Consider the following 12,947-nt stretch of genomic DNA (forward strand, 5'->3'; position numbering starts at 1 on the left):
ACGCCCGTTGAAGATGGTCGACACCGCGACGTCCGACCTATGAAATGTGCTGATTCTATGCCGCTGCCCGATCTAGGGTGCGGGCATGTCGTACGTGCTGCGCGGTGTTGTCGGTGACTTCGACCATCTCCGGTTCCTGTCGGATGACGTGCCGCGGGCTGTGGTGGTGCCGCTTCGGCAACGCTTGGGGCTGCTGCCGGTTACCGACGAGGTTTTCAACGAGCTGACCGACGTACGGCGGGAGGCCGGGCCGTTCAGGTGGATGTCGCCGGCGTTCGCCGAGAGGCTGGAGGACTGGTCACGCGGCGGTCGAGTCGCTTACGTGGAGGCGGACTTCTGGGGTGGTGACGGCAGCCAGACCGCTGCCCTGTGGGAGAACGGCCGTCAGACCTGGGGTCCCGAGCACGCCTGGATCCCTGCGACTGCGGGACCGTGCGAGGACCGGCCGATCAACGCCGTGCTCGCGCGCCTCGGAGCGGTCGGGACGGCTGCGCTGGACCTCTTCGACGCGGTCGGCTTCGGGCAGGAGCGCGACATGGAGGGGTGGCGCCGGGCGGGCGTGCGTGCCCTGGACGCCGCCGACTACGACGCCTGGGAGGCGGCGCGCCGTGCGAAGGAGGAGGCCGATGCCCGCGCCGCCGCCGAACGTGACAGGTACGTCAGGCGTGACGATGTCCCCGTCGTACTCGACGGCAGGGCGGTGATGGAGGTGCTCGGCATCCCGTCGTCCCCGCTGGTGGGGGCCGCGATCCGGCATCTTCAGGAGGTTCACCTGGAACGCGGCTCCCTTGCCCCCGACGAGGCCGTCACCGAGCTTCGCCGCTGGGCCCAGAGCCTGTGAAGTGCTCGATGAGGCCAAAACCCAAGATAACGATTGCCGGCCGGACCCGTACGTACCGTCTCCTCGGCCTGAACACCACCGCCCGCTACGTCCGGATCACCGTCGAGCCGGCCGGCAGCGCCTGGTCGTTCACCGACGAGGTGGAGGTGCGCACCATCTGACTGGACCCCGGTTCCGGCGCCCATCCGGGTCCGTCCGAGCGCTGACCGTCCCCCGTCCGGCGACGTGTCCGGAATCGGCCGCGCCCGGGACGCGAAACTGGCGGGCCGGCTAGTAGGCGCCACCGGGACGCCCTACGACATTGGACCGCATGAAGAGAGGCAACCAGAAACGGGGAAGCCGGAGCCCGTCCCCCAAGAGGACCAAAGAGGCGGCAGGCGAGCAGGGCGAGCCCATCCGCGCCCTGGTCAAGACCAAGCGGGACGCACTGTCTGCAAACAGACCGCCGCCGAGCACCCTGGCGGAACTGATGTCGCTCAGGGATGTGTCAGAGTCGCATCTTCTGCCCTTTCTCGATATGAATGACCTCTTCGAGCTGGCCGCAACGAACAGCTCTTTTCTGGTCAAGGTGGCGGACTTCGTGTTCAACTCCGCCTCGGCGGGCCCCGGCAGAAGTTTACGGATCCCGCCGCCCTCCCTGGCGTCGACTCAGACCAGGCCCGCCACCCACTGGAACGCCTTGCTCAACGCACCCATCGATCTGTACCAGGCGATCTTCGGCGAGCGGACGGAACGGGAAGATGCCCTGTACTCCGCCGTGAAATATTGGCTCATCCACGTGGCCAGGCTCGGCCCCCGGGTGCCTCCCAGGCAGCTGCTGTGGACCTTGAAAGAAATGTACGGGCGCGGCCTGGACCGGCAACTCGTGACGGCCCACGATCAGAGATCCGATGACTCCGAGGACGCCGAGGTCGCCACTGATGAGCCCTACGACGGCGCTCGCAAGCTCTTCGAGATAGCGACCGACATCGTCGCCCCCACCGAGAACAGGGTCCAGCTTCCCCTGCTGGTCGCCGACCTCGCGGCGGTGAACGGCCTGCCCCTCGGTCAGCAAACCGTCGAGGAACTGAACGGCATGATGGCCGACCTGCCCATCTGGAACAGCGAGCGGGACGACCCGCTGTTCAAGGACCGGATGAACAAGCACGCAGCAGAAGCGGAAAAGGGGCAGAAGTGACCGGCGACCCGGTGGCCATCGCCGAGGCCGTACGCGGCCGGCTGCGCAGCAAGCTCGACCTGTCCAGGGGCTGGGTGACCGCCGCCGGGCACAGCGGCCTGGACGCCGTCTATCGCCGCGGCGCCCGGCGTGACCCGCTGCCCGAGCAGGCCGGCGCCGAACCGCTGGCCTGGGCGCTGGCCCATCTGCGTGACGCCGGCCAATGCCTGGGCACCCTGAACGGCTTCCTGGAGGCCGGCGCCTCCGCGCCCGTCAAAAAGGTGAGCGCGGCGATGCCGCAGGCCGTCACCGCGCTGAGCCAGGCGTACGACTCCTGCCAGGACCTCGCCACGTCACCACCGCAGACCGACGCCAGGACCAAGCGGCACGCTGACGTCAGCCGGCGACTGGACTCCATCATCACGACCCTGGAGGACCTGCAACTCGAATGCGAGGACCTGCGCGCGAACTTCGACCCCTCCGCGCCCGCCCAGCAGAACAACGCCGGGCGCGCCACGGTGCCCGCGCTCAACCGCCTGGCGCAGATCATCGACCAGGCGAAACGCTGCTGTCTCAAGGCCGCGATGGCGCTGCGGGGCGTCGCGGACGAGGCCGTCCTGGGCGCGGCAGAGGGTACGAGTGCGACCCCGTACGCCTGGCCCTTGCTGCCTTACCTCGACGATCAGGAGGTGGTGCTGGCCTATTTGGACATTCCCGCCGATGAGACGCGGCGCGACGCCACCGACACCCTTCTCGCCCAGGCCGTGCTCGACCCGGGGAACAGGCAGCACATCCACGAGGCCGTCCAGGCGGTCAACGCGGACCTGACGGCCCATCGCTCCATCCCAGCCGCTCCATGGCGAGGATGACCCGATCGAGCAGTTCGTCCGCAGACAGGCCGTCCCGCCTCGCTCCGTGGGCGTGCCTGACGCTCCATGTCGTCGTCATCGCCGGGTGCCGGTGAAGGGAGGAGGACGTGGCCCGGCTGTCTCTGCCGGGTCACGTCCCATCCCGGCCGCCCAGGGCCGCTAGGTGATCGCCTCGTGGGGTCCCGGATCGTGACCTGCGGCCGCTGGAGCCAGTCACCGCCGCTCGAGACGATTCCGTCGACGTCGTGGGTGGGGACGGCGCCGGAACGCTGACCGGTGATCACCGCTGGTGTGTCGTGGACGCGGGCCGATCATGGCATCACGACGAGCCGCCTGCCTTTGAGGTCGGTTCGCTGCCAGGCGGTCGCGATGTCGCTCAGCGGGACCTTCTCCACCTCGAAGGTGAGCTCGCCGGACCGCGTCCACGTCACGACCTGCTGGTACACCTCGTCCATGGTCTGCGGGTCGAGGCCCTTGGCCGCGCCGTAGATCTCCACGCCGGAGGTGCGCAGGCTCGACCCGGCGATGGCGACCTCGGTGCCGACCGACTCGCCGATCTGGACCACCCGGGTCGGCTTGCCGAACGCGAACGACCGCGGCACCAGGGCGCGCAGCAGGATCTCGCTGGGCCTGCCCCACAGGTAGTCCACGACGACGTCGTAGCCGTCCCCCCTGGCGTCGAGATACGCCTGCGCCAGCGCCTCGTCGGAGACCGCGGTGTTGATCACCGTGTCGGCTCCGATGGCCTGCACCTCGCGCAACTGGTTGTCGTCGCGGCCGGTGGCCACGATCCGGCCGGCGCCCAGCAGCCGGGCCACCTTGACCGCGAGCCGCCCGGCGACCCCGGTGGCGCCCTGCACCAGCACCGTCTCCCCGGGAACGAACCCCGCGGCCGTCTTCATCGACATCGCGGTGACGGCCGAGGCCATCACCGCTACCACGGCCGGGTCGATGCCGTCGGGGATCGGCATGTAGGAGCCCTGGGGCACCACGGTCTTCTCGGCGAGCGCGCCATAGGGCAGACGGATGTTGCCGAACCCGACGAGCGTGCCGTCCGGGAGGGCGCCGATGCCGTCGAAGGCAGGGATCACCGGAAGCCGGCCGATGTACTTCTCGCTGGCGTAGTGCGTACCGGCCGCGATCGCCCTGTCGACGTTCTCGACGGCGACCGCCTTGACATAGATGATCACCTCGCCGTCGCCGGCCACCGGATCGGGGAAGTCCTCATAGCGCGGGATGCCGCCGGCCTCGTGGAGCACCGCCGCCTTCATCCCAGTTCCTGCCCGAACAAGCGGGCGATCCGCGTCTGCCACGCCGCCAGGACGCGAGGCGGACGGGCCGGAGAGTGGTTGAACCCGTGGTGGTGCGAACGGTGGTGCGAACGGTGGTGCGTGAGCGAGCGCCGCCACCCATGGACGTGGCGGACCTGGCCCTGGTGCCCGGCCGGCTGCTCGATGTGCGCGGGAACCCCCGGTATGCGATGGGTCGCCCAGTGCAGCAGGTCGCGAAGCGAGTGCTGGTGTCTCATCGTTGCCTCCTCTGGCGCGCGAGTCTCTATCACCGATAGAGAACTCTATCACTGATAGACTCCGCAAGGGAGGTGCCGGAATTGGCTTTGGACAAGCAGCGGATCGTCACCGAGGCCGTCGCACTACTGGACGCCGAGGGTCTCGACGGCGTGACCACGCGCAAACTGGCCGCCCGGCTCGGCGTACAGTCGCCGACCCTCTACTGGCACATCCCGAACAAGGCGGCACTGGTCACCGCGATCGCCGAGGCGATTCTTGAGCAGCAGTTCCCCGAACTGGCATCGCCCGCGCCGGAGGAGCACTGGCACGACTGGCTGATCGGCCTGGCCGAACGGCTGCGCCGCGCGCTGCTGGCCCACCCGGACGGAGCCCGGATCATCGCGGCCTCCCAGCTGTCCCTCAAGATGGCCGCCATCTCCGAACTGGCGATGAGCACACTGGTCGAGCGGGGCATTCCCCTGCGGCAGGCTCGCCTGATCGTGTTGACGGTGTTGCGCTTCACCGTCGGCTACGTCCTGGAGGAACAGGCCGGCCGCCCCGACGCGGACGCCCTGGACGGCTTCGACATGGCCGCCTACGCCACGGCGTACCCCACCGTGATGGCCGGCGTGACAGAGTACTTCCAGGCTGGCAGGACCGTCGACGACCTGTTCCGCGACTGCCTGGAACAGATCATCCACGGTCCTGCCGCGCAGTCCGGCCCCACGTCCTGACCAGCCAGCCGCTCCGCAAGCGAGTGAGCGACGACGACTTTCCCCGCGTGGAAGCCTTCGACTGCCCGATGTCCTCCTGCGCCGCCCCGGCCGGATCGCCCTGCCGCACCGGCCGGGGCAAGGTGGCCGCCCAGCACCACACCGCCCGGTTCCGGCTCGTGCCGTCCCCGGCCAAGGTGCTCAACGTGCCGACCCCGGCGCAAGGCCATCGGCGGCGCCACCGTCACCGATGAGGCCACGACCCCAGCATCACCGAGCCGGGCGCCGGAGCCGACGACACGAAGCAACGCCCGTAGCCCCTGGCCGGTACCCGGGTCACGAACCGTCCTTGCTGTCATGATCCAACCGCGGGAACCCGCCCGCCGTCACCGGGAACGCCGCCCCTCTCCGGGTGGTGGGTCCACGCGCTCGAGCCGGGTCCAGCCCGTCCAGCCGCGCTCCTTCAGCAGCTCGATCAGCCGGCGGGCCGGCGGCGCCGAGTCGAACGCCAGATCGTCCATCAACTGGACGAACGGCGGCTCGACCTCCGCCACGTCCACGTAGTCCTCACCCTGCTCCTCGGCCATCCGCGTGATGTAGGCGGCCAGCTCGTCGGCCAGTTCGGCCAGCCTCGGGTCCCCGGCGCTCCAGTCCAGAGCCCGGCCCAAGGTGAGATAGAAGTCGGCGAGCTGCGGGTCGGCGAGCTGCTCCCGCTTGCGCGCCACCCACTCCGCCACCCGCGCGGGGGAGTGCGCCGCCAACGGGATCCAGCCGTCACGCTCGACCTCCACGATCCGCTCATCCACCCCGAGCGCCCGCAGCCGGTCCAGAAACTCCACCACCTCCGGCGGCAGCACCAGCTGGTCCCCGGCAGCGAGCCGGGCGATCCGCTCCCGCAGCCGCTGCCGCTCCCGGATCTCCGCCCGCAGCCGCCGGTCGATGTCCGCGACCGCCGCCGCGAACGCCTCCTCATCGGCCCGCAGCAGCTCCCGCACCCGCGCCAGCGGCACCCCGGCCCCGGTGAGCGTCCGGATCTTGATCAGCTCCACCACGGCGCCGGCGTCGTACCGGCGATAACCGGAATGGTCCCGCTCCGGCTCCGGCAGCAACCCCTTGGCGTGATAGTGCCGCACCGCGCGCACCGTCACCCCGGCATACGACGCCAGCTCGCCGATGGTCAGCATCATCCCAGTCTCCTAGCACGCGGCGCGGGTCCGGTAGAGGCGCCGCGACCACGCATAGCCGGCCGACCCGATCACCGCGCACCAGCCCACGGCCCACAACACGTCCGGCCCCGCCGGCGACCCGGCCAGCAGACCGCGGAAGGCGTCCATGATCGGCGTGAACGGCTGATGCTCGGCGAACCACCGCAACCCCGACGGCATCGACGCGACCGGAACGAACCCGCTGCCCACGAACGGCAGCAACACGAAGATCGTCGGCAGGTTGCTCGCGGTCTCCGGGTCCGGACTGGCCAGCCCCAGCGCCACGGCGAACCACGTCATCGCCAACGACACCAGCGCCAGCAGAGCGGCCAGGCCCGACCACTGCATCACCGACGCGCCGCTGTCCAGACCGATCAGGAACGCCACCCCCACGACCACCACGAGCGCGAACGCCGTCTGGATCAGCGCGCCCAGCACGTGACCGGTGAGCACCGAGACCTTGGCGATGGCCATCGTCCGGAACCGGTCGATGATCCCGTTCGTCATGTCGGTGGCGACCAGAACCGCCGTCCCGATGGACACGCTCGCCACCGTCATCATCAAGATCCCGGGCGTGATGAACGTCAGATAGTCGCCGCGACCCCCCGCAGAAGCCCCCGGCAGGCCGGCGCCCATGGTGCCGCCGAAGACGTAGACGAACAGCAGCAGGAACAGCAGCGGCTGGCCGACCAGCATCAGCGTCATCGACGGGTAGCGGGCCATACGCTTCAGGTTGCGCCGCAGCATGGTCGCCGAGTCACGCACGGCATAGCCGACGCCGCTCATGCCGGCACCTCCTCGGCGGCGGGGCGGCCGGTCAGGGCCAGGAACACGTCGTCCAGATCCGGGGTCCGCACGGCCAGCCCGGTGACCGCGCCGTCGTCCCCGATCCCGTCCAGCAGCCGCCGCAGCGCGGCCAGACTGCCGTCATGCGGCACGGTCACGGTCAGCGCCCCGGCGTCCGGGACCGCTCCGGGCAACCGGCGCGCCAGCTCCGCCACCCGCTCGCCGTCGGCGACCTGCAGCTCGATGTGACCGCCGGGGACCAGCCGCTTCAGCTCGGCCGCGCTGCCCTCGGCGACCAGCCGGCCCCCGTCCAGCACCCCGATCCGGTCGGCCAGCTGGTCGGCCTCCTCCAGGTACTGGGTGGTGAGGAAGACGGTGACCCCGCCGGCCACCAGCTCCCGCACGATGCCCCACAGGTCACGGCGGCTACGCGGGTCCAGGCCGGTGGTCGGCTCGTCGAGAAAGATCAGCCGCGGCCCCGCCACCAGGGTCATCGCCAGGTCCAGCCGCCGCTTCATGCCACCCGAGTACGTCACCGCGCGCCGGTCGGCGGCACCCACCAGATCGAAGCGCTCCAGCAACCGCCCCACCACACTCTCGGCCCGCCGCCGGTCCAGATGCCCCAGGGCGGCCATCAGCCGCAGATTCTCCCGCCCGGTCAGCAACTCGTCCACGGCCGAGAACTGCCCGGTCACCCCGATCGACGCGCGCACCCGCTCCGCCTCGCGGCGCACGTCGTACCCGGCCACCCGGGCCTGCCCGGCATCCGCGGGCAGCAACGTGGACAGGATCCGCACCGTGGTGGTCTTACCGGCCCCGTTGGGGCCGAGCAGGGCATAGACGGTGCCCGCGGGAACGCTCAGGTCGACTCCGGCGATCACCTCAAGGTCGCCGTACGCCTTGCGCAGCCCGGCCACCTCGATCGCACTGGTTTTCGTGGTCATGCCGACCATGCTGAGAGATTGACCCTGCGTCAGGGTCAATCTGCCGCCGCACGACCTCCACGCTGACGGCACCGCCATAGGCATGCGGGCACGGCAGGGGAGAGCACCACCATCGTCCCGGCCGGACGGCAGGTCAGGTGGCGGCAGGAGCGGAGCGCGTGGCCAGGTGATCGAGCGAGATGCCGAGCACATCGGCCAGGGCGGCGATCGTGAAGAACGCAGGCGTGGCGATCCGGCCGGTCTCGATCTTGCGAAGGGTCTCGGCCGACATCCCCGCCGCAGCGGCCACCTCGACGATGCTGCGCTCGCCACGGGCCCGGCGCAGCACCAAGCCCAGCTGCTCGCCACGCAGCCGCTCCTCGAGGGTCAACGGAGGTCGTACCATGACACCCACTCTATACCCAGGGATACAAATACCGGGATAGTTATCCACCCCGCGGACCGGGGGAGCACCCCCCGACCTCAGCGGCCCCGCAACAACGGATGAGCACGCATCGCCACCTCCAGCTCACCCGGCAGCTCATCCCGATACCGCCCCAACGTCGCCAGATCGCTGTGCCCCAGCACCCGCCGCACCGCATCCATATCCACCGCATCGGCCAGCAAATGCGTCGCCGTCGTATGCCGCAACCCATGCGGCGTCACCGAACGCCGCTGATCAGGATCCACCCGCTGCTGCACCCGATCGATCACCGCCTGCACATCACCCCGCGCCAGCCGCCGCCCCCGCCACGACAACAGCAACGCCTTCTCCGCCGCCGCCGGCCGCCCCCGCGCCAGATACTCCTGCAACACCGCCGCCACATCATCCGGCAACGGCACATCCCGCGTCCGCCCGCCCTTGCCGAAGATCCGCCAATACCGCACCCCGTCGTTGGTGAAGAAATCCTCCACATTCGCCCGCACCAACTCCGACACCCGCGGCCCCATCGTCGCCAGCAACAGCACGATCACCGCATCACGCAACTCCGTACGCTGATCACGCCGCTTGCCCTCCGGCGGAGGAACATCCCCCAACGTCCGCGCCGCCCCGATCAACCCCTGCGCCTGCTCCCGCGTCAACGCCCGCCGCTGCGGCCGCAACCCCCCACGCTCCTTCGACGTCACCGTCGAAGCCGTCATCGGATTGATCTGCACCCAGCCCGCCAGCGTCGCATGCTTGAACAACGCCGAGATCGACCGCCTAAACCGCGCCTGAGACGACGGCGACTGCCCCCCGCTCGGAGTACGCAGCCGCCCATCCGGCCGCCGGGCGAACGCCAGCAGCAGCGCATCCACATCCGCGCCCGTCAGATCGTCCAGCACCGCATCCGCGCCGGCCAGCTCCACCAGCGTCGCCACATCCCGCGCATACACCTCGGCCGTCGACGACGACAACGCCCCCGTCACCGTCCGCGCCCGCACCAGCTCCACATAGCGGTCACCCGCCTCCGCCACCGTCAACCGGTCGAGCTCCGCAGGCCGCACCGGCCACCCCTTCCCTCGCGCCACGACGAACCAAGCACGACGGTAGCGGCAGGCACCGACAGAAACACCGCCCCCGGACGGGCACCTCGACACAGGCAGAGGAGCCCACCCGGGACCGACGCCCTAGATGTCGCGGAAGGTCTCGATCCGCGCCCCCAGAGCGTTCAGCCGCTCCGCCAGATCCTCATACCCGCGGTTGATCACGTACACGTTCCGCAACACCGACGTGCCCTCCGCCGCCATCATCGCCAGCAGCACCACCACCGCCGGCCGCAACGCCGGCGGGCACATCATCTCCGCGCTACGCCACCGCGTCGGACCCTCCACCAGCACCCGATGCGGATCCAGCAGCTTCACCGACGCCCCCAGCCGCGTCAGCTCCGTCAGATAGATCGCCCGATTGTCGTAGACCCAGTCATGGATCAACGTCGACCCCTGCGCCGAAGCCGCGATCGCCGCGAAGAACGGCACATTGTCGATGTTCAGCCCAGGGAACGGCATCGGATGGATCTTGTCGATGGGGGAGACCAGCTTCGACGGCCGCACCGTCAGATCCACCAGCCGCGTACGACCGTTGGCCGCCGCGTACTCCCGCCCCCGATCACAATCGAGGCCCATCTCCTCGAGCACCGCCAGCTCGATCTCCAGGAACTCCACCGGCACCCGACAGATCGTCAGCTCCGACGACGTCACCACCGCCGCCGCCAGCAGGCTCATCGCCTCCACCGGATCCTCAGAGGGGGAGTAGTCGACATCCCGCTCGATCTCCGACACGCCGTGCACCGTCAACGTCGTCGTCCCCACCCCCTCCACACGCACCCCGAGCTGCTCCAGGAAGAAGCACAGATCCTGCACCATGTAATTGGAGGAGGCGTTACGGATCACCGTCACCCCGTCGTGCCGCGCCGCCGCCAGCAGCGCGTTCTCCGTCACCGTGTCACCCCGCTCGGTCAACACGATCGGCCGCGACGGCGCCGCCCCCCGATCCACCCGCGCGTGATAGAAGCCACCCGTCGCCGTGATGTCCAGCCCGAAATGCTTCAGCGCCGACATGTGCGGCTGCACCGTACGCGTCCCCAGATCACAGCCCCCCGCATAGGGGATCTGGAACTGCTCCGTACGGTGCATCAGCGGCCCCAGGAACATGATCACGCTCCTGGTACGGCGCGCCGCCTCCGTGTCCATCGCCTCCAGCTCCAGCCGGGCCGGAGGAACGATCTCCAGATCGCTGCCCTCGTTGATCCACCGGGCCCGCACCCCGATCGAGGCCAGCACCTCCAGGATCCGGTAGACCTCCTCGATCCGCGCCACCTTGCGCAGGATCGTCCGCCCCGAATTCAGCAACGACGCGCACAACAACGCCACGCACGCGTTCTTCGACGTCTTGACGTCGATGCTGCCCGACAGCCGGCGACCGCCCACCACCCGCAGATGCATCGGCCCCGCATAGCCCAGCGAGACGATCTCACTGTCGAGCGCCTCACCGATCCGGGCGATCATCTCAAGACTGATGTTCTGGTTGCCGCGCTCGATCCGGTTGACCGCGCTCTGCGACGTCGCCAGAGCATCCGCCAGCTGCAGCTGGGTCCAACCACGATGCTGGCGCGCATCCCGGATCAACCGGCCGATCCGTACAAGGTAATCATCTGACACAACACGAGACCATATCTCACATATGAGATGCCCCAGCCCCAGCAGACGCCGACGCGCCGGACAACCCACCAAGACGCACCAAATGCTCCGGAGTCGCCAGCGCCCGCACCTTATGCACGAACCCCCGCCGCGCCGCCCGGAACTCATGCCGATCGTCGAACATGTCCCGGCTCATCTCCGCCAGCTCCTCAGCCCGGTACGCGTCCAACGGCCTACGCCGCTCATCCACTTCCCGAACCTGCCGCCGACCCGCAAGCAGCCGATCATAACCCGGATCCACCGCCAACCGCTCCGCGTACTCCAGCACCCGCCGCTCGAAGTCCAACCGCGAACCCCCCAGCATCCGATCCGCCAACCCCAACTCCACCGCCTCGGCAGCACCCACCGGCAACGCCTGCCGCGTCAACCGCCGCGCCGTCTCCGCCCCCACCCGACGCGGCAACACATACGTCCAGAACTCACTCCCGAACAACCCCATCGTCCGATAATGCGGATTCAACACCACCGAATCCCGGATGATCACCCGGTCCGCCCCCAGACCCATCATCACCCCACCGGCACCCGCATTCCCCCCGATCGACGTCACCACCAGCTGACTCGTACACCCCACGATCTCCCGGCACACCCCGTTGATCGCATTGATGTTCATCCACGCCTCCAGCTCCGGCTGACGCGACGCCTCGATCACATTCAGATGAATACCGTTGGAGAACGTCTCCCCACCCCGAACCACCAGCACCTTCGTGTCCTGCGCCACCGCATACCGCAACGCCGACGCCAACCTCCGGCACTGATCCGACGACATCGCCCCGTTGTAGAAGTCGAAACTCACCACCCCCACACCATCACTACGGTCATACGTGATCTCGCTGTACCCCGAACGCTCCGGCGCCGAAGCCACCCGATCACCCAACGCCAACGCCGCCGGAAGCTTGATCGACCCCTCCTGCTCCAACCGCACATGCCCCACCCACACCGAACCATCACCGGTGTTCACCAGCACCGCGCCCTCACGCCGCGCCACCACCTCACCCGGCCGCCCACCCAGCTCCGGACCCCGATACACGTCGAACACCCGCACCGGCACCTCACACAACACCGACCGCCCACCAGGCGCACCATCAGCCGCCCGCACCCGCCGAACGATCTCCTCCGTCGACTCCTCCCACGAGAACTCCCGATCGGAGTGCCGCATCGCCCGCCGCAACCGCCCCCGCACCTCCGGCGACCGGTAATCCAACGGCGCCGGCACGAACGACGGATCCGCCGCCTTGGCCACCACCTCCACCACCAACTCCACCGCCGCATCCGCCACCGGCCCGTTGTACAACGCCGACTTACGCGGCGCCTCCGACGGCATCGCGAACGTCCGGAAACCCCAGATCGGACCCGCGTCCATCTCCTCCACCGCCTGCAACGCCGTCACCCCCCACTCGGACTCGGCCTCCAAAATCGCCCAGTCCAGCGACGACGGCCCCCGGTCCCCAGGAGGACCCGGGTGAATGATCACCGTACGATGCGCCTGCCACAGCCGCTCAGGCACCCGCTCCTTCAAGAACGGGCAGATCACCAGATCCGGCTTGGCCAGCTCGGCCGCCTCCACCATCGCCTGCTCCGACACGGCCAGCTCGACACCGACGTCATGACCGGCCCGGCGCAGCTCCAGCCAGCAACGCTGGGTCAGGCCGTTGAACGAGGAGCACAGCAGCAAGATACGCAACGGGGGACTTCTTTCCAGGCAAGGGGAACGACACGGGTTCGGGGCGGGGGACTGCTCAGCGGGAGGGGCGTTCCCTTCGGCCCCA

At 69.3% G+C, this 12,947-nt stretch carries 15 protein-coding genes; 6 read left to right on the forward strand and 9 right to left on the reverse strand.

Translation table 11 applies throughout. From position 1 onward, the window contains the following. Positions 1-85 precede the first annotated feature (85 nt). From AB0J87_RS51445 to AB0J87_RS51460, 4 genes are all read left to right on the forward strand, one after another. Positions 86-841, forward strand: a complete 756-nt coding sequence (locus AB0J87_RS51445) for a hypothetical protein (RefSeq protein WP_363980268.1) — start codon at positions 86-88, stop codon at positions 839-841. 8 nt (positions 842-849) lie between these two features. Further along, complete coding sequence (locus AB0J87_RS51450) at positions 850-1,002, forward strand: hypothetical protein (protein WP_363980271.1); 153 nt, start codon at positions 850-852, stop codon at positions 1,000-1,002. A gap of 149 nt (positions 1,003-1,151) precedes the next feature. Further along, entirely contained in the window at positions 1,152-2,018 is an 867-nt protein-coding gene (locus tag AB0J87_RS51455) for a hypothetical protein (protein WP_363980274.1), read from the forward strand. Beyond that, entirely contained in the window at positions 2,015-2,866 is an 852-nt protein-coding gene (locus AB0J87_RS51460; protein WP_363980277.1) for a hypothetical protein, read from the forward strand. The genes AB0J87_RS51455 and AB0J87_RS51460 overlap by 4 nt, the downstream gene beginning before the upstream one ends. 311 nt (positions 2,867-3,177) lie before the next feature. Here the strand turns inward: AB0J87_RS51460 and AB0J87_RS51465 are convergent, their stop codons facing one another. Together AB0J87_RS51465 and AB0J87_RS51470 are read right to left on the reverse strand one after the other, a co-directional pair. After that, a complete protein-coding gene (locus AB0J87_RS51465; RefSeq protein WP_363980280.1) occupies positions 3,178-4,137 on the reverse strand; it encodes a zinc-binding alcohol dehydrogenase family protein in 960 nt (319 codons plus the stop codon). After that, complete coding sequence (locus AB0J87_RS51470; protein WP_363980283.1) at positions 4,134-4,394, reverse strand: hypothetical protein; 261 nt, start codon at positions 4,392-4,394, stop codon at positions 4,134-4,136. Before AB0J87_RS51470 ends, AB0J87_RS51465 begins: the two co-directional genes overlap by 4 nt. 81 nt (positions 4,395-4,475) lie before the next feature. Here AB0J87_RS51470 and AB0J87_RS51475 point away from each other — a divergent pair, with 81 nt between their 5' ends. Continuing rightward, positions 4,476-5,108: a TetR/AcrR family transcriptional regulator C-terminal domain-containing protein gene (locus tag AB0J87_RS51475; RefSeq protein WP_363980286.1), complete on the forward strand. Its 633-nt coding sequence runs from the start codon at positions 4,476-4,478 to the stop codon at positions 5,106-5,108. A gap of 47 nt (positions 5,109-5,155) precedes the next feature. After that, on the forward strand, positions 5,156-5,341 hold the full coding sequence (locus AB0J87_RS51480; protein WP_363980289.1) for a hypothetical protein: 186 nt from the start codon (positions 5,156-5,158) through the stop codon (positions 5,339-5,341). 132 nt (positions 5,342-5,473) lie between these two features. On the opposite strand, the gene AB0J87_RS51485 is transcribed toward AB0J87_RS51480, so the two are convergent. The 7 genes from AB0J87_RS51485 to AB0J87_RS51515 all read right to left on the reverse strand — a co-directional run bounded on the left by AB0J87_RS51485 (position 5,474) and on the right by AB0J87_RS51515 (position 12,862). Next, positions 5,474-6,274 (reverse strand): MerR family transcriptional regulator, encoded by an 801-nt coding sequence (locus AB0J87_RS51485; RefSeq protein ID WP_363980292.1) that lies wholly within the window; start codon positions 6,272-6,274, stop codon positions 5,474-5,476. Positions 6,275-6,283: 9 nt separating this feature from the next. Next, positions 6,284-7,078 carry an ABC transporter permease gene (locus AB0J87_RS51490; protein ID WP_363980295.1) on the reverse strand — a complete coding sequence of 265 codons (795 nt, stop codon included), beginning with the start codon at positions 7,076-7,078 and terminating at the stop codon, positions 6,284-6,286. Then, positions 7,075-8,022: an ATP-binding cassette domain-containing protein gene (locus tag AB0J87_RS51495; RefSeq protein ID WP_355203496.1), complete on the reverse strand. Its 948-nt coding sequence runs from the start codon at positions 8,020-8,022 to the stop codon at positions 7,075-7,077. Before AB0J87_RS51495 ends, AB0J87_RS51490 begins: the two co-directional genes overlap by 4 nt. 133 nt (positions 8,023-8,155) lie before the next feature. Beyond that, a complete protein-coding gene (locus tag AB0J87_RS51500) occupies positions 8,156-8,407 on the reverse strand; it encodes a helix-turn-helix transcriptional regulator (RefSeq protein WP_350736367.1) in 252 nt (83 codons plus the stop codon). A gap of 77 nt (positions 8,408-8,484) precedes the next feature. Beyond that, a complete protein-coding gene (locus AB0J87_RS51505; protein ID WP_350736364.1) occupies positions 8,485-9,489 on the reverse strand; it encodes a tyrosine-type recombinase/integrase in 1,005 nt (334 codons plus the stop codon). Between the two features lie 123 nt (positions 9,490-9,612). Then, positions 9,613-11,211, reverse strand: a complete 1,599-nt coding sequence (locus tag AB0J87_RS51510) for a UDP-N-acetylglucosamine 1-carboxyvinyltransferase (protein ID WP_363980300.1) — start codon at positions 11,209-11,211, stop codon at positions 9,613-9,615. Continuing rightward, positions 11,159-12,862, reverse strand: a complete 1,704-nt coding sequence (locus AB0J87_RS51515) for a hydrogenase maturation protein (RefSeq protein WP_363980303.1) — start codon at positions 12,860-12,862, stop codon at positions 11,159-11,161. Before AB0J87_RS51515 ends, AB0J87_RS51510 begins: the two co-directional genes overlap by 53 nt. Positions 12,863-12,947: the final 85 nt, after the last annotated feature.

This window comes from Nonomuraea sp. NPDC049625, assembly GCF_040675285.1.
GTDB lineage: Bacteria > Actinomycetota > Actinomycetes > Streptosporangiales > Streptosporangiaceae > Nonomuraea > Nonomuraea angiospora_A.

Excerpts from the sequence above, each read along its gene's own strand:
- AB0J87_RS51445 (WP_363980268.1), top strand. The coding sequence starts at position 86 with ATGTCGTACGTGCTGCGCGGTGTTGTCGGTGACTTCGACCATCTCCGG.
- AB0J87_RS51450 (WP_363980271.1), top strand. The coding sequence starts at position 850 with ATGAGGCCAAAACCCAAGATAACGATTGCCGGCCGGACCCGTACGTAC.
- AB0J87_RS51455 (WP_363980274.1), top strand. The coding sequence starts at position 1,152 with ATGAAGAGAGGCAACCAGAAACGGGGAAGCCGGAGCCCGTCCCCCAAG.
- AB0J87_RS51465 (WP_363980280.1), bottom strand. The coding sequence starts at position 4,137 with ATGAAGGCGGCGGTGCTCCACGAGGCCGGCGGCATCCCGCGCTATGAG.
- AB0J87_RS51470 (WP_363980283.1), bottom strand. The coding sequence starts at position 4,394 with ATGAGACACCAGCACTCGCTTCGCGACCTGCTGCACTGGGCGACCCAT.
- AB0J87_RS51485 (WP_363980292.1), bottom strand. The coding sequence starts at position 6,274 with ATGATGCTGACCATCGGCGAGCTGGCGTCGTATGCCGGGGTGACGGTG.
- AB0J87_RS51490 (WP_363980295.1), bottom strand. The coding sequence starts at position 7,078 with ATGAGCGGCGTCGGCTATGCCGTGCGTGACTCGGCGACCATGCTGCGG.
- AB0J87_RS51495 (WP_355203496.1), bottom strand. The coding sequence starts at position 8,022 with ATGACCACGAAAACCAGTGCGATCGAGGTGGCCGGGCTGCGCAAGGCG.
- AB0J87_RS51500 (WP_350736367.1), bottom strand. The coding sequence starts at position 8,407 with ATGGTACGACCTCCGTTGACCCTCGAGGAGCGGCTGCGTGGCGAGCAG.